The sequence below is a fragment of the Prevotella dentalis DSM 3688 genome, from assembly GCF_000242335.1.
Lineage (GTDB): Bacteria > Bacteroidota > Bacteroidia > Bacteroidales > Bacteroidaceae > Prevotella > Prevotella seregens.
Genome location: NC_019960.1, coordinates 326936 through 344178, shown reverse-complemented (window position 1 = coordinate 344178; position 17243 = coordinate 326936). Strand labels below are relative to the sequence as shown.

Genomic DNA, 17243 nt, shown 5'->3' with positions numbered 1-17243 from the left:
GTTAAAAAGGTTAATTCCGTCCCACCGCCGGAAAGCGGCTTCGGGTTTGCCACGTCGGTTTTGCATTTATCCGGCTCCGCCCTGAAAGCGGCTCAATACCGTGGCGCCTTGGCTCCCAGCGTGAACTTATAGGCCACGTGTGCCATCACATAGCGTGTCAGCGTATTGGTCCACACCTCCGCGCGGCCTTGGGAATCGAGCGTGAACGAGGTGTTGCTGAGCTGGCCGAGAATGTCGAAACCGTCTACCGAGAGCGTGAGGCGGTCTTTCAGCAGCCGCTTGGTGAGCCGCGCGTTCCACACCGTTTCGCCGGTGTTCATCCGGGCATCGTTGTAGCCCCGCCGCCTGTAGTCCGTCAAATCCGTGGACAACTGGAGCCCCCACGGCAGTTCGCACGTGCCGCCCAGCCCCACCCGGACGTTCCATGAGCTCACCCGCTGGAAGTCGCTGCGGTCGCTTGTGGCCCGCTGATGGTCGGCATTGGCCGAGAGACGCAGCTGCAAACGGCTGCCGAGCTGGTATTCCAGCGTGAGCTGTTCGGAGAAAACCCAGTTGTGCACCTCGCTCCGCGAGGGCTGCGTGCCCTCCACCGTGGTGAGGTCCACACTGTTGTTGTAGTTGGCCGACAGGTTGCCATGCAGCGAGAGCCGCTTGCGACGGTCGACGGGCAGCCCGAAACCCACGTTGCCGCTCAGGCTCCAGTTGCCGTCTACATTCACCTGCTGCGTGGTGGTGACGCCCGTCTCCTTGTTGTAGAGCATGGAGGTGGCGACGGCATGCTGCACCACACTGTAGTTGACGCCCACGTTGCCATACTCCTGTGAGCGCATGCGGAAGAGCGAAGCCGAGAGCCCCACGCTGTGGGTGCGGGCTTTGTGCAGGCCAGGATTGCCCAGCCTCACCACCAATGGGTCGGCATCGTCGCGCACATCGAGCAGCGAAACAAGCGAGGGCTGCGTCTGGCTGCTGTTGTAAGAGAACGAGACATTGCGCATGCCCGTGGAATCATTGAACAGGTAGTCGGCCCTGACGCTCGGACTGAAGAACGTGGCATTGCGGTCGCGGGCGTAGCTTTTCGCCCGCACATAATCTATCCGCTCGTGCCGGAACTCCACGGGCAGGCTCAGATAGACCGACCATCTCGGCATCTGCACGCCGTCGCCGTGGATATAGGTGGCCTGCAGCCCACCCGTGTGCGACCTGGTGTGCTCGCGGCTGCTGTAGCTGTTGCCGGCATCGCGCACGGAGAGCAGGGCCTCCTGCGTGGAGGGCAGCATGCCCAGCGCATAGGTCTCGTCCACATAATCGGCCAGCCGGTCGAGCCGATAGAGGGAGTAGTCGGAAGCCTGATAGCTCTGGTTGAATCGATAGAAAGGCCTGACAAACATCGTGTTCAGCTTGTCTGAGTCGCGGTTGAAGAAGCGGCTGTAGTCCACATTCACGCTCAGCGCATAGTCCTCGGTGGGGGTGGTGCTGTATTGATGGCGGAGATCCTGCGTGCCCGCACCGGCGGGATAGTCCACCCGGTTCAGCGCATGGCGGTAGTTCTTGCCGTGGTTGTAGCGCAGGTCGCCGGCAACGGAGAGCATGTTGTCGAAGTCACCGGTCTTGCCCAAGCGGTAATTGTCGCGCAGCGAAACGACGCTGCCCAAGCTCTGCCCGTGGTTCTGGTTGTCGTTGCGCACGCGGTTGACGGTCATGGCCAGCAGCCGCCGGCCCGCACCGGGACGAAACAGGCTGTCGAGCAGGGTCGACGACGTCGGGCGTTCGCTGAACCGCCCCGACAGGTTGCTCCCCCACCCCTCGTTGCGGGCATAGGTAAGGCCGAACGAACCACTGATGAAATGGCGGCCGGGCGTGAGTCCGAAGCTGTTGTTCGTGGTCCACGCCGCCGTCTTTGCACGCGACGCGTCGCGGCTCAGCCCGTAATAGTCGCCCCCCGTGAGAAAGGTCTGCAAGGTGGTTTGGGTCAGCGTTTCGTTGTCGGTATGGGCGAAGCCGTTCTCCGACTCCACGTAGGTGTCCTCCGTCTTGCCCTCCCAGCGATAGTTCAGCCCGGCCGTCTTGCGGGCCGAGAGGCCGCCGCCGGTGTCGGGCTGCGGGCTCATGTCGTAGTCGCCGGGCACGCTCTGGCTGTTCAGATTGTTCATCGAGCCCAGCAGCGTGAGCCGCGCATGCTTGGAATAGTGCATGGCAAACAGCTGCCCCGAGTACCGATGGTTGGTGCCGCCGGCCATGTCTGCGTTGGCCAGCAGCCCGCGTTGGTATTGCTTCTTCAGCCCCACGTCGAGCACCAGCTCCTTGTCGCCCATGTCGCGCCCCATCATTCGGCTCTCGCGTCCGCGCTTATCGTAGGCCTTTACCTTGTCTACCGTGTAGGCCGGCAGGTTCTCGAGAGCCTTCTTGGCATCGCCCTTGAAGAAGTCGCGACCGTCTACAAGCAGTGCGCTCACGGTGCGCCCGTTCACCTTGATGACGCCGTTCTCCAGCGTTGTGCCGGGCAACTGGCGTATCAGCGCATCGAGCATGGAGCCCTCGCTCAAGCTGAAGGCCGACGCGTCGTAGACCACTGTGTCGCCCCGCATCACCATTTTGATCTTCGTTGCCTTGACCACCACCTCGTCCAGCAACCGTACATCCTCCACGAGCCGAACCTCGTCGACATACTGTTCGTTCACCCGTTCGGCCATCTTCACGTCCACACGGCGGTACAGTGTGCGGTAGCCCACCATCGAGAAGCGCAGCAGATAGGCAGTGTTGTTGTCCACGTCAATGTCGTAGCCCACGGTCTTCCAGCCGAAGACCGTGCGCTCACTCGTCACCGCCGACCGCACGAGCGTGCTGTCGGCCAGCCTCAACAGCTCCACGGTGACGCCCGGCAACTCCTCACCACTACGGTCGTCGACCACACGCCCCGTCAGGTGGCGGCCCTGCGCAGGGAGCCACAGGCCCAGCAGGAGCAACAGCAGGGAACAGAATCGACAAGACATAGGGCAATCGGCAGGGGCACGCGGCACTCACAGCAGCAGCACCTGGCTTTTGCCCTTGCGCGTCAGCTCGGAAGCAAAAAGCAGCACCACGAAGAATCCGAGGAAAGGAATGATGAACGGCATGCTCATCATGTGGGTGGCATCGGCAATGATTCCCATGAGCAGAAAGCCGCAGCCACCGATCGGCGTCATCATGAGCAGCGACGAAGCACTCTTGGTAAGGTTGCCCAGATGGCGCAGGGCCAGCGAGAAAATGGTGGGGAACATGATGGCCTCAAAGGCATAGTTGCAGATGAGGGCCACCATCGACACGCGCCCCAGGTTGAGCATCACCACGCCGATGCACAGCACACTGCCCGCCGCGCAGAACAGCAGGGCGTGCTCGGCCCGCACTTTGCGCATGATCCAACTGCCTGTAAACCGCCCCACCATGAAGAGAGCCAGGGCCACCGTGAGCACAATGGAGGCCACGTTGTCGGTCATCCAGCCCTTGGCGGTGACGTAGTTGATGAAGTAACTGTTGATGGAGATTTCGGCAATCTCGTAGGCCAGCAGGGCAAAGAGGCCGAAGACGAAGGCGGGGTGATGGCGGAAGAGCTTGTTGATGCGCGTGCCCCGGGTACGGTCTTCCTCGGTTTCGTGGTGCCTGATTTCGGGCAGGTTCACACGAGAGAACACCACAGCGATGCCCAGCACCAGAATGCCCAGCACGGTGTAGGGAATGACGATGTTGCCGCCGCTCTCCGTACCGTTGAAAAGGAACTGGCCGACGAAGAACGTGGCCGAGAGCGAGCCCAGCCCGTTGAACGACTGCGAGAAGTTGAGCCGGCTGGTGGCGCTGGCCGGATTGCCCAGCTCAGTGACATAGGGATTGGCCGACGTCTCCAGAAACACCAGCCCGCAGCCAATGATGAACAGCGCACCTAAGTAGGCATAGAACGTTCCGGCCTCGGCCCCGGGGATGAACAGCAGGGCGCCGATGCCGAAGAGCATCAGCCCGAAGACCACGCCTTTCCGATAGCCGTGCCGGTTGATGAACCACCCGGCCGGGATGGCCATGATGAAATAGCCCAGATAGGTGGTGACCTGTATGAGCGACGACTGCGTGATGGAGATGTCGAGAGCGTTCTGAAAATGCTTGTTCAGCACGTCGAGGATGGCCCGGGCGAAGCCCCACAGGAAGAAGAGCGACGTGACGAGGACGAACGGCAGCAGGTACTGCCGGCTGGTGAGAGCTGTGTGTGGTTCTTTCATGAAATGTGAATGCGTACTATTCTGCGGTGTCGATAAACGTTACGGATGCCGGCCGTCGCCACCGCGAACCGTTCGTGATGCCCTCTGTCTTCTTGACTTGGGCACCCGCACGGACTCCCGCGAACGCCAGTGCATACTCCTTACAACGGCGCAAATATAGGCAAAATATTCATGAACTGCAAGCCTTTGCCCCCCTTTTTTGCCGTTGCGCCCGTCTCCCCCCGCTGCAAAACCCTTGAAACGGCCCTGCCGTCACGCCGTAATCGCGTCGCGTTCACGCCGCAATCGCCCGGCCGTTGCGCCGCAATCGCATCGCGATTACGGCGTGGAGGTTGGGTGAAGAAAGGGAAACGGAGGGACGGCCGAGCGTGGATGAGGTTTAGCGTAGGGGCCGGCCTCCATGCCGACCCGCACGTTTGGAACAAAGGTTAAGGCGAGTACTGGGTGCAGTGAGCGCGGGGCCCGTATGCCCTGACGGGCATACGGGCCGGCCTCTGTGCCGGCCCCTACGGCAATACTCGACAAATGGACATACGAACACCGTGCCACGGCCAGCCATTCCCTCGCTTACGCTCCCGCCTCCGCTTCGCCCAATATCTGGCGAAGCAGGAACGTGGCATTCTGATTGCGGGCCACGCCGGGCGTTATCCTATAAGAATAGGTGACGCGTGTGCCCAGGTCGATCTCGAAACAATAGTTGTGAAAGCGCGCGCTTTCCAGCTTGGAGAGTTCCAGGTCGTGGGTGGCGACGATGCCGCTCACGGGCTGACGCGACACATAGTCGAGGAACATGCGCGAGCCGTTGAGCTTGTCGAGCGAGTTGGTGCCCTTGAGTATCTCGTCGAGGATGAGCAAAGTGGGCTCGCCCCGCAGGCAGTCCTTGAGCTGTTGCAGCCGCAACAGCTCGGCATTGAAGTAGGAAATGCCATGGGCCAGGTCGTCGCTGGTGCGCATGCTGCTGAACAATCTGAAACGCGACACGCGCAATCGGCGGGCAAACACTGGCATGCCCACCCGACCCAACACATAGTTCACGCCCACTGCCCGCAGGAAAGTGGACTTGCCGGCCATGTTGGCGCCAGTGATGATATAGAAGTGACGGTCGTCGATGCGGAAGTCGTTGCGCACGGCCCGCTCGCCCAAGAAGGGGTGGTACAGGCCTTCAGCCTCCATGCGCACGCCCGGCTCGCCCGTCACCTCGGGCCAGCACGTAGCCGGATGGTTGTACAGAAAGGTGGCCACGGTCACGTCCTGGTCCATCTGTACGACGCGCGCCATCCATGCTTCCATCTCCCAGCGGTCGGTCTCCACCCATCGCAGGAACCTGCGCAGCAGGAGGAGGTCGTAGAGTCCGAGCACATCGACCAGCACCAATCCCATGATGTTGCCCCGCTTGTCCAGGCCGTCGAGCAGTGCGCTGAGCCGTGCGAAGACGTCGGCCCGCCCCTCGTCCATCAGCCTCGCCACGTCCACCAGCTGCCGCAACTGCCCGTGCAGCCAGTTGACGGCCTTGCCCACCTCGCGCAACGGACGCATGCAGAGCAGGTAAACGACAAAAAATTGCAGCATGCCCCACCACAGGGGCACAAGCCCGTTGGCGCGTCCCAGGACGGCCAGCACGATGCAGACGTAGAACGCCGTCAGGTCGGCCGCCATCAGCATTTGCAGCCATCGGCTGCCAAGGGCGCGTGGCACACGCACCGTAGCGGCCGTTTCCAAGGCCCGGCCGATGGCGTCGGTGTTGATACGACCGCGCACGCCGTGGGCCATGAACGCCGCGCGGAATGGCTCGTCGGCGGCCAACGCGCCGATACGGGCCTGATAGCCGGCCCCGTAGGCTTCGTCCAAGGGTTTGGCAGAGGCAGGCATGCTGGCTGTCACGGCCGTCTGCCCGTCCAGACTGCCCAGTCGGGCGGCCAGCGCGTCGCTGCCTCCCGTGGTCACAGTGCGGCACAGCCGCTGATAGAGACTGCCGGGGCCGAAGATGTCCAGGTCGTAAGTGTAGGCATGATGCGGGTCTGCATAGCGCCGTCCGTCGTCGAAGCACGCATAGTCGCCACGCTGTGCGCACAGCTCGTTGTCGTACACCTGCTTTAGGTTTTCCAGCCTGCCGATACGCGCATCGTTGCGGGTATCGGCCCAGCGAATGGCCACATAGGCCACAAGGCACGCCGCAGCCACACCGGCTCCGAGCAGCCGCACAGCAGTGTCGGCCGTCATCGTCACACAGGCCAAGGCCACCACGGCTCCCGTAAACGTGGCTATCTCGCCCAGTACAAAACTGTGGCCGCGCTGCCGCAGGTGCTTGATCTGTCGGGCCAGCCCTGCCGACCGCACTCCATAAAAGTCCTGAAAATCCATCTTTTTGCTCTTTTGCTGTATTTGTTCTTTGCTGTTCATCTTTCTATCACGCCCTCCTGCTTCTTGCCGTCCATCATGATCTTGAGCGGACGGTCGAAGCGCACATGGCGCACATAGGGTGTTTCTTCCACGGCGGGCAGGGCGTCGAGCACGTCCTTGCGCAGCAAACCGCCCTCGCCGGGCCGGTTGGTGTCGATGGTGAAGTAGCCCACGCCGAACGAGGTGAGGTTCTGGAAGAAGTGGGTGCCCTGACTTGGGTCCACCCTGTAGTTGCGGAGGGCCACCTCCACAATGACGCGCGCAGCCGAAATGTGGGGCCACTTCACCGGCACGCCCAGCCAAGGGTCGCTCGATCCCCACCTGCCCGGGCCTACAAGCACGTAGTTGCGCCCGGAGTCGAGGAACTTGCGGTTGATGCGTTCGATGTCGTCGGCCACGTAGTGGTTGTTGGCTGCCGAGAAGTTGTCGTCGTATTTCACGTAGACCACGTCGACCACGTCTTCCGAAATGCCGTGTCCCAGCGAGTTGTGGCTGCGCAGCAGACAGGCCTCGTCGGGCACGGCGGCTACGTCTTCGTCGAGCATCTGCTTGGAGTCGACGATGGGACGAATCTGCAACAGGTAGAAGTCGCCCGTCTTGTCGGGCCGCAGGTTGCAGGCAAACTCTATCTCCACGGGCCGCCGCATGGCCTCGGCCCCGTATTTCATGGCCATCTGCAATATCTCGGGCAGGGGGAACACACCCTGCTGCAGCACGCCCGAGAACGAGACAATCTTGCGCCCACCCTCGTAGAGACCGTCGCGAATCACCTGGTCGCTGGGGTCGTAGGTGGAGGCAATGTAGTGCAGCGAGCCGTCGCGGTCGGCCTCCTTCACCTTAAGGTGCAGCAGGTTGAAGCCGTCGTCCACGCAGAAGTCGTTGCCCACGCGGGTTGTGTCGAGCGCGTAGAAACGCGTCTGCGTGTCGCGCAGGGCCGTCTCCAGTTCCGACATCTGCATCACCTGGTCGGGATGGTAGGGCGACACGCGCAGCGTCTGCCCGCCGTCCACGATGTACTTGCCCAGACCGAGGGCCAGCGAGGCGATGCCATCCTCGGCCCGCTCGTCGCCGATGGGGTAATAGTTGATGGAGCGCAGCACACCCGATATGTTGGGATAGAAGCGGTCGCCATAGGCCGTGCCCACCACCTCCTGCAGGATGACGGCCATCTTTTCCTGGTCTATCACGTTGGATGTGGCCGTCATGTAGGCCTTGGAGTCGCGGTAGAACACCGAGGCATAGACCCCCTTGATGGCCGCGGCCAGCATCTGGAGCATGGCCGTCTTGTCGGTCAGACAGGGTATCATGTAGGTGCTGTAGATACCCGCGAACGGCTGATAGTGGCTGTCTTCGAGCAGCGAACTGGAGCGGATGGCCACCGGACTGTGGGTAGCTTCAAAGAAAGTAAAGAAGTCGGCAATGTAGCTGTCGGGCAGCTGTGCCTGGAGAAAACGCTGCAGAATCTCCTCGTCGGGGGCGTCGCTCAGGGCAATGTCGTAGAGGTTGTTCTGCTCCATGAACTGGTCGAAGACGTCTGTGCACAGCACCACCGTCTTGGGTATCTGCACCGTGGCCCCGGCAAACTTGTTGAAGTCGGGGTGGGTCTTGACGACGTGGTCCAGAAAGGCCAGGCCCCGTCCCTTGCCGCCCAGCGACCCTTCGCCTATGCGTGCAAAGTGTGCATAGCGGTCGAACTTGCCACGGTCGAACACGGCCACCACGCCGATGTTCTTCATATGGCGGTACTGCACGATGGCGTCGAAGATGATTTTCCGATGGGCGTCCACGTCTTGCAGCTTGTGCCAGGTCACGTGCTTCAGAAAGTTGCTCACGGGGAAGATGGCGCGGGCGCAGAGCCAGCGGCTCATGTGGTTGCGCGACACGTGGTAGAGCATGGAGTCGCGCGGTATCTTGAAGATGTTGTCCTGCAGTTCTTTCAGCGTGTGGATGCGCATTACCTCCTGCCCCGTGGCGGGGTCGCGGAAGATAAAGTCGCCAAAACCCATGTGCTCCTCCATGAGATGGCGCAGGTCCACACTGAGCATCTTCGAGTTCTTGTCCACGAAACGGAATCCCTCGGCCTCGGCCCGGCTGCGGTTGGTGGCTTCGGAGCTCTCCATGATGAGGGGCACGTATTCGTCTTCGCGGCGGATGGCCTCCAGCAGTTTGAAGCCGGCCTCGGGGTCTTTAGTGTCTCCACCGGCCCCTTTCTGGTTGGGCAGCGGCGTGGAGCGGCCGGAGGGCAGCCCGCTTTTCATCGGGAACCGCACGTCGCTGATGACGCCCAGGCAGTTGTCTTTGTAGCGGCTGTACACCTGCATGGCCTCCTCATAGGTGCGGGCCAGCACCACCTTGGGCCGCCCGCGCATGCGCAGCGTGGCGGCATGGCGGTTCAGGGCCTCGGTGGCGAAGTTCTGGCTCTGCTGCAAAATGTAGCTGTACAGGTTGGGAAGAATGCTGCTGTAGAAGCGGATGGAGTCTTCCACGAGCAGAATCATCTGCACGCCGGCCTCGCGAATGTCGTTCTCAAGGTTCATCTTGTCCTCTATCAACTTGATGATAGAGAGTATCAGGTTGGTGTTGCCCAGCCAGCAAAACACGTAGTCGAATATGCTAAGGTCCTCGTCCTGCATGCGGCGCGTGATGCCGTGAGAGAACGGAGTAAGCACCACGCAGTGCATTTCGGGGTGCTTTTCCTTGATGGCACGGGCCACCGTAAAGGCGTCGTTGTCGGCATTGCCCGGCATGCAGATGACGAGATCTATCTTCATTGTGGCCAGCACACGCTCGGCTTCGTCGGTTGTGGACACCTGCGTGAACGTGGGCGGATAGCGAAGGCCGAGCTGCATATACTCGTTGTAGATCTTCTCTTCCACGCGCCCATCGTCCTCGAGCATGAAGGCATCGTAGGGGTTGGCCACGATGAGCACGTTGTAGATGCGGCGCAGCATCAGGTTGACGAACGTCACATCTTTTAATATAAACTTATTCCATTCCTGGGGTATCTGGTTGTCCATAAATAGGTGGTATGGGTTATGACAATGTGGAGAGGGGGCGCAGGCACTCCTCTGACAGCCTGAACTCGCTGGGACTCATCCCTGTCTTGCGCTTAAAGAAGCGGCTGAGCGTGCTGATGGAGTTGAAGTTGAACTCGCCAACCAACTCTTTCAGCGACTTGTCGCTATTCTTAAGTTCCATCTGCAACAGGGTAATCAGCGAGCGGTCTATCCATTCCTTGGCCGTCTCGCCCGTCTCGGCCTTGACGACATCGCCCAGATAGTGGGGCGAAATGCAGAGCTCCCGGGCATAGAACAGCACGCTGTGCTCGCACTTGATATGCTTGATGAGAGCCCCGTTAAACGCGCGTAGCAGGGTTTTACCCCCCCCTATGGTACCCCCCTCTTGCTCCCGATAAAGGGCCGCTACAAAGTCGAGCAGCGAAACAAAGAGGGCATTCACGGGCTCCACGACAGGAGTAGGAAGCCGCACGAGCGAGAGCAGGGAGTCGATGTAGTCGCTGAATACGGCGCGTTCCCGCTTGGTCAGTCGCAGCTTGAAAGCCTGGGCGGGCTGCAAGAACAGGTCGGGCAGCCGTCCGCCATAAATCACACGCATGTACTCTTCGGTCAGGCTCACGCCGTCATAGCACAGTGCAGAGACCTCGCTGCCCCTGCCAATGATGCCTCCCCAGCTGGCGCAAAACAAGTCGCCCTCGTCCACCCGCAGCTTCCTGAAATTGACAACCGGCTCGCTCCAGCCCTTGGTCAACACGGCCAGTTGCAGAAAACTCAGTCGTAGGGGCGGTTTGCGTTCCAGCAACTGCCCCATGGAAAACGCACGTCCACGGGCTACCGAGAAATACGGGCACGCAAAATGATTATCGGTTTCGACGGGTTGAATAGGGCTCACATCGTTTTTAACCTCTTTATAGAAACTCACAGATACAGGGTCGTCTACATGTTTTTCTTCCATATCCTGCATGGCTTGATTCTACCGCAAATTTAAGTAAAAAAAAGAAAAACAGTTCCAAATCAACCATTTATTTTGTCCAAATGGCCGCTTTTTGCGGCTTCAGGGGGTGCTGCTGCGCCTTTTAAGGGACTTTTCAATTGCCAAATTCGTGCCAATTCTCCCTTAAACCACCTTTTGGCAAACTTTGTCCGCGCTTTTGTCAACCGCTTTCCAGCCCTTTCTACCTACCTTTGCACCCAAAATAAGAGAATATAAATACATTTCATTTTCATCAAACCTCAAAGTCAGTATGAAGAAGAATTACAAAGAGGGGCCGTGCGCCGAAATTATCTACATCTGTTCCGACGAGATCATGCAGATAGCAGGGGCCTCCGAGTTCGACAACGACGGTGACGGAATAACCGACCAGTTTCCTGTGGAGAAAGGCGATCCTGATGGCGGCATCGGTGCCAAGCGGTTCAACGCTTGGGAAGACACACCATCATCCAGCCCCTGGAGCGACTAAACCATCCCCGCAAACGATGAATCCTGAACTCAAAAAAAGACAACAATCATGACAAGACATTCCTTTTTCTCCACACTGCTGATCGCCCTTACAGGACTCTTCAACGGACAGACCGCACGCGCCCAGGGCCAAGACTCCCAGCACCGGTGGAACGGTAATCCCGTGAGCAGCGTAGCCGACAATACCAACGAAGACAACGGCACCGTCTACCTCTACAACGTGGGCACCGGCGAATACCTCAACACCGGCAGCTACTGGGGCACAGTGGTCATCGGTTTCAACGTGGGTATGCCGGTTCATATCCAGAACACTACCACCCCTGGCGTGTACCGTATGACGGGTCCGCTGGTGACCACCGAGGGCAAGAACATTGCCTTTGGCCGTAAGCAGGACACGCCAGGACCAGATAGCATCATCAACTACAACCGCGTCTACGTAGATCGCGGTGTCGCTTGGCCAGGCAGCAACACCGGCGTCAATGGCATTCTCGACTGGAAGTTCACCGAGACAAATCCCAATTCCAAGACCTATTACATCCACTGCTACAATGATGAGAACACGGCCGGCATGCAGGGAGAAATCTATCTCACCATGAACACCACCCCCATCGGAAAGACTTACGACATCAGCTATCCCCGCTATTCCGCCGGCAAGTATAGTCAGTGGAAGTTGGTAACCAAGGCCGACCTCAAGGCGGCGTTCAAGGAGCAGTACGCCTCAGACGAGGATCCGGCCGACGCTACTTTCCTGGTCTACGACCAGCAGTTCGAGCGCGGCAACACTTACGTGGATCATTGGGTGCCCACCGGCGTCGTCGGCACACACAACGCGCAGTATCTCTACAACCCCTCCAACGTGGGCGAAACCTATTACGTTGGCAATGGCTCCATCAAGAGCGACTACTATATGGCACACTACGCAGGCTACACCACGGCCAACGTGCGCAACATCGGCTACAACTCCAAAGCCAACGGCTCGGTGCTCCAGACTGTCACCACGCTGAAAGCCGGCTGGTACAAGGTGAGCTGCAACGGCTTCTACCATCCCGCCGCCGGCAGCAGACTCAAGTCCAAGCTCGTGGCCAAGGTGCAGGGCACCACGAATTCCTTATCGAACGTGGAGACTACGCTTCAGCGACTCGCCGCGGCAGACCAGTTTTCCTACACCAAGGCCGACATGACCCACGTCTACGGAAAAGATGATCTGGAGCCGCTCAACGAGAGTCCCTACGTCAAGGCCGGCAAGTTGTTCACCCAAGAAAAGTATGTCAACACGCTGATGGTCTACGTACCCAACAACGGCGACAAGCTCGACATCGGCATACGCATCAGTGGTTCCACCGAAGATCTCGACTGGACGTCGTGGGACAACTTCCAGTTGCAATACTGCGGCAACCGCGACCTGGTGCTCGACGAGGCGCAGACCTCGCTCGGCTACATGGCGCAGCAGGTGGATCCGGCGACAGCCAACACGCTGATTCTGAAGCGATCGCTGAACATCGACAAGTGGAACTCCATCATACTGCCCGTGGAACTCACGGCCGGACAGGTGAAGACGGCTTTCGGCGAGCAGTGCAAGCTCTCGCAGCTGCCCCATCAGTCGACCACAAACCTCAAACGCATAGACTTCACCAAGGTGGATCTCTCCAACGACAACGCCGTGGCCATCAAGCCCAACACGCTCTACATCATCAGGCCCACCAAGGAACCCACCGGCACCCAAGGCAGTTCCTACCAGAAATTGCTCAAGGATGGTACCACCATCACCGTGCTCACACCGTTCTATATCATCAACAACGTGACGCTGGCCACCGACCCGACGACCGCCCATCCCAACGGCATCGTCAAGGAAGCATCCACACCATCGAGCACCACCGACAGCCACCTCAAGTTCTGCGGCTCGCTCATCAAGCAGACTTCGCCCGTGGTTCCGGCCTACTCCTACGCCCTGGGGGCCAAGGACGGCCTGTGGCACTACACGCATAGCGACCTCACCACCCTGGGTTTCCGCTGCTGGATTGCCACGGGAACGGAGGCTTTGGCCCGCAGCCTAAAGTTCTACATCGACGGCCAGGAGGAGGGCAACGTCACCGGAATTGTGAGTCCCGCCATGCCGGGCACGGCCTCTCCCGCCACCCTGCTGCCTGCCGACGTCTACACGCTCAGCGGCCAGCTCGTCAGGCGCCATGCCGACACGCTCGACGGTCTGCCCCGCGGCGTCTACATTGTTAACCGCCAGAAAATTATCATCCGATAAAATTCTACAGGCCGCAACAAGCCACACGGAGCCACCGCCTCCGGCGCATCACGGGTGTTCTGCACCTCTCGATGCCGCCGGGAGCGGTGGCTCCGGCGTTTGCAGACGGTGGCAGTCCGGGAAACGGCCCTGCCGACAAATGCCGTTTGCCGGGCCAACGCAAGAAATATACACCGTAAACGCGCAAGATTATCCGAAAAATATTTGGAACGTATGGAATAAACGCCTATATTTGCAAGGACAATATTGAAACAATACCGATTGGAGGCAGCTCCAATCACACTAACCTTTAAGGCATAAAAAAGTATTACTGCTATGGAAGTTGAACAAGTGATGAAAGGCCTGATGTGGAAACATGCAGGCGAGCCTGAGTTCTTGCAGGCTGTGAAAGAAGTGCTCATCTCAATTCAGGATGCCTACAACCTGCATCCGGAATTTGAAAAAGCAAAACTCATCGAGCGGCTCATCGAGCCCGAACGCGTCTATATGTTCCGCGTGCCTTGGACCGACGACAAGGGCGACGTGCACGTGAACACGGGCTACCGCGTGCAATTCAACAGTGCCATCGGCCCCTACAAGGGCGGGCTGCGCTTCCACCCCTCGGTAACGCTAAGCATCATGAAGTTCCTGGGCTTTGAACAGACGTTCAAGAACGCCCTCACCACCCTGCCCATGGGCGGCGGCAAGGGCGGCGCCGACTTCTCCATCCGCGGGCGTTCGGACGCCGAGGTGATGCGTTTCTGCCAGGCTTTCATGCAGGAACTCTACCGACACATCGGCCCCGACGAGGATGTGCCGGCTGGAGACATCGGTGTGGGCGGCCGCGAGATAGGCTATCTCTTCGGCGAATACAAGAAACTCACCCACCAGTTCCAGGGTGTACTCACCGGCAAGGGCATGGAATGGGGCGGCTCCATCCTGCGCCCCGAGGCCACGGGCTACGGCGCGCTCTACTTCGTGAACCAGATGTTGCAGACCCGAGACATCGACATCAAGGGCAAGACGGTGGTCATTTCGGGATTCGGCAACGTGGCTTGGGGAGCGGCCAAAAAGGCTACCCAGCTGGGGGCCAAGGTCATCACCATCAGCGGGCCCGACGGCTACATCTACGACCCCGACGGCATTTGCGGCGAGAAGATAGACTTCATGCTCGAGCTGCGCGGCAGCGGCGAGGACATCTGCCAGCCTTATGCCGAGCAGTTTGCCGGGGCGCAGTTCTTCGAGGGACGCAAGCCCTGGGAGCAGAAAGCCGACATCTACCTGACCTGCGCCACACAGAACGAGCTCAACGGCCAGGATGCCGACCGCATCATTGCGCATGCTCCCTGCTGCGTGGCCGAGGTGAGCAACATGGGATGCACGGCCGAAGCCGTGGAAAAATTCGTGCGCGCCGAGACGCTCTTTGCGCCGGGAAAGGCCGTGAACGCGGGCGGCGTGGCCACTTCGGGACTGGAAATGACGCAAAATTCCATGCGACTGCACTGGAGCGCCGACGAGGTGGACGACAAACTGCACTATATCATGCACTCCATACACGGGCAGTGCGTGAAGTACGGCACACAAGCCGACGGCTACATCGACTACGTCAAGGGAGCCAACGTGGCCGGATTCATGAAGGTGGCCAATGCCATGATGGCGCAGGGCATCGTATAAAAACAACCCAAATACGTGAACTATAGAAGACAACTGATTATAACCCTCATCTGGACATCAGGCTTTACCTCTATGACGGCTCAAACGTATAGAGGCAAAGCTTCTTATTATTCCAAGCGGGCCACCGGGGCACGGGCGGCCAGCGGGGAGCGGCTGCACCATGACAGCCTGACCTGCGCCCACCGCACCTACCCTTTCGGCACCACGCTGAGAGTGAAAAACCTGTCGAACGGCAAGGAAATTCTGGTGCGCGTGACCGACCGCGGGCCCTATGGCCGCGGCCGCATCATCGACCTGAGCTATGGTGCGGCGCGCGAATTGGGCATGCTAGCCCAAGGTGTCGCCATGGTAGAAGTGGAGCGTGTGGACGGCGTGAAGCCTCCTTATCGCATCAGTGAACGGGAGACGGGACTGCCCGATTTCGAGTTCGACGTCACCAAGGCGGGCTACAGCTTCATTGATGAGTGGACGAGAGAGCGGAGCGTGAACAAGGAGGTGGTGCAGGATGCCGGCCGAAGCATCGCCAATACGAAAAAGACGGAGGAGCCGGCGCAGAGACCCAAACCGGCGGGCAAGCATGCCGAAACGGTTCCCAAAACGGCCGAGGCAGGGTTGAAGAAGCCGGAAAACATGCCGAAGAAACCCGAAACGCCCCTTAAAAAGACAGAAAACCCGGTGAAGAAAACGGCAGACCCGATAGGCAAGATGCCCGAAACGCCTGGAAAGAAAGCGGTGGAACCGGCGGGAAAGAAGCCTGAGCCGGCGGCAAAAAAGCCGGAACCAACGGCCAAGAAGCCGGAAACGACGGGAAAGAAGCCGGAGAATCCGGGTAAAAAGCCCGAGCCACAACCCAAGAAAGCCGAACCGCAGAAGAAAACCGACGACCCCTCCGTATGGGGCAACGTGTTCGACAAGGTGAAAAACTGGTTTGAAAAATAGGTTTCATGCCGTGCCATCGCTTTGAACGGGCACTATGAAACCTCGATTATTTTTCTTCCTCCTATACCTGCTCCCTCTATTGTCACAGCGCAAACGCGTTGTGATAGCGGTGTGGACGCGTCGTGATTACGGCGTGAACGCATTGCGATAGCGGTGCAGACGCGGTGCGATTACGGCGCAACGGGAACGCGATCGCCCGGGCGTTGCGATGTGACAAGGCTCTTCAAAAAGTGTCCGTTACTGACAAACACCGATTTTCTACTGGGAATTGCCGTAAGGACCGGCCCTTGCATCAATGCCATTTCACACCACGTGCCCACGCGCCAACCCGACTCCCGAGGCACTCCTACTTGCGCGTGGGGATGTTGAACTCGCTCACCTTGGAGATGGACTGCGTGCCCTGCAACACACTCACACAGAACTTGGCACTGCCAGCTTTCAGTCGATTGTCAGCCTTGACCAGAGCCGTGTAGCGAATGCCCTTGCCCGGCATAATCTTTTCGATGTGCATGCTGGGCGAGATGAAGAGGTGGCGGTTGCCTGTGGCCTCGATCACCGTGGGCTGCACATCATAGAGCGGCTGGTCGCCGCGGTTCATTACCTCGAAGATAATCTTGCAGAGCTCGCCGCGTTGGATTTGTCCATCCTGGTTGTCGTCCACGAAACGGGCATTGCGAATCTCGATGGTCGGGGCATATTTCAGCCCCTCGGCCAGACCCTCCATGCTCGACTGCATGGGCAAAGTGGTCTGAGGCTGCTGGGCGCTGTAGTCGCCCGTGTAGTCGCTGGAGCTGAAATCGTAGATGCGGTCGTCGCCGCTGTTGGACGAGTCGAAGCCGCTGTCGTAGGCGGGAGAATCCTGCACGGGCGATTGTGAACCGTAGGGAGCAGACTGCCGACGCTCTGCACGGTCGGCCGCACGCTCGGCGCGGTCGGCAGCGCGCTCCGCCCGCTCCCGCTCATAAGCATTCGCCTCCTGCTGGCATTGCTCGTCCTGGGCCGCACCAATCATGCCGCCGATGATGGCTCCGCCGGCCATGCCCACTATCGTGCCGATGTCCGACCCGCGCGGACCATCGGAAAGACCTCCGACGGCCGAGCCCAAAATGGCGCCCAGCGAGCCGCCCATATAAGCACCCGAACCGGCGTAAGTGCCACAACCCGTAAGCAAAAGCGAAGCCGTGACAGCAAGGATCCAAATCTTTTTCATTTTCAACGTCTTTTAAACTATAGACAAAGATAAGCCAAAAATGGCTGGCAACGAAGTCCTTTTT

The 17243-nt window shown here is 59.5% G+C and carries 10 protein-coding genes; 4 read left to right on the top strand and 6 right to left on the bottom strand.

Going from position 1 to position 17243, the window contains the following annotated elements; all coding sequences use genetic code 11:
• Positions 1-92: 92 nt before the first annotated feature.
• From PREDE_RS01385 to PREDE_RS01365, 5 genes are all read right to left on the bottom strand, one after another.
• Positions 93-2990, bottom strand: a complete 2898-nt coding sequence (locus tag PREDE_RS01385) for an outer membrane beta-barrel protein (RefSeq protein ID WP_005844071.1) — start codon at positions 2988-2990, stop codon at positions 93-95.
• A gap of 27 nt (positions 2991-3017) precedes the next feature.
• Positions 3018-4244, bottom strand: a complete 1227-nt coding sequence (locus tag PREDE_RS01380; protein ID WP_005844073.1) for a sugar MFS transporter — start codon at positions 4242-4244, stop codon at positions 3018-3020.
• Positions 4245-4811: 567 nt separating this feature from the next.
• On the bottom strand, positions 4812-6644 hold the full coding sequence (locus tag PREDE_RS01375; RefSeq protein WP_005844075.1) for a MutS-related protein: 1833 nt from the start codon (positions 6642-6644) through the stop codon (positions 4812-4814).
• Positions 6641-9661, bottom strand: a complete 3021-nt coding sequence (locus PREDE_RS01370; protein ID WP_005844077.1) for a PEP/pyruvate-binding domain-containing protein — start codon at positions 9659-9661, stop codon at positions 6641-6643. Before PREDE_RS01370 ends, PREDE_RS01375 begins: the two co-directional genes overlap by 4 nt.
• Positions 9662-9677: 16 nt before the next feature.
• A complete protein-coding gene (locus PREDE_RS01365) occupies positions 9678-10616 on the bottom strand; it encodes a helix-turn-helix domain-containing protein (protein WP_169315862.1) in 939 nt (312 codons plus the stop codon).
• A gap of 289 nt (positions 10617-10905) precedes the next feature.
• Here PREDE_RS01365 and PREDE_RS01360 point away from each other — a divergent pair, with 289 nt between their 5' ends.
• From PREDE_RS01360 to PREDE_RS01345, 4 genes are all read left to right on the top strand, one after another.
• The gene (locus PREDE_RS01360; protein WP_005844083.1) at positions 10906-11121 is read left to right on the top strand and encodes a hypothetical protein; all 216 of its coding nucleotides are present in this window, start codon (positions 10906-10908) and stop codon (positions 11119-11121) included.
• Positions 11122-11169: 48 nt separating this feature from the next.
• Complete coding sequence (locus PREDE_RS01355; protein ID WP_005844085.1) at positions 11170-13377, top strand: hypothetical protein; 2208 nt, start codon at positions 11170-11172, stop codon at positions 13375-13377.
• Between the two features lie 315 nt (positions 13378-13692).
• Positions 13693-15030 carry an NADP-specific glutamate dehydrogenase gene (gene gdhA, locus PREDE_RS01350; protein WP_005844087.1) on the top strand — a complete coding sequence of 446 codons (1338 nt, stop codon included), beginning with the start codon at positions 13693-13695 and terminating at the stop codon, positions 15028-15030.
• A gap of 72 nt (positions 15031-15102) precedes the next feature.
• A complete protein-coding gene (locus tag PREDE_RS01345; protein WP_244879146.1) occupies positions 15103-15969 on the top strand; it encodes a septal ring lytic transglycosylase RlpA family protein in 867 nt (288 codons plus the stop codon).
• Positions 15970-16315: 346 nt separating this feature from the next.
• On the opposite strand, the gene PREDE_RS01340 is transcribed toward PREDE_RS01345, so the two are convergent.
• Entirely contained in the window at positions 16316-17179 is an 864-nt protein-coding gene (locus tag PREDE_RS01340) for a hypothetical protein (protein ID WP_005844091.1), read from the bottom strand.
• Between the last annotated feature and the right edge of the window lie 64 nt (positions 17180-17243).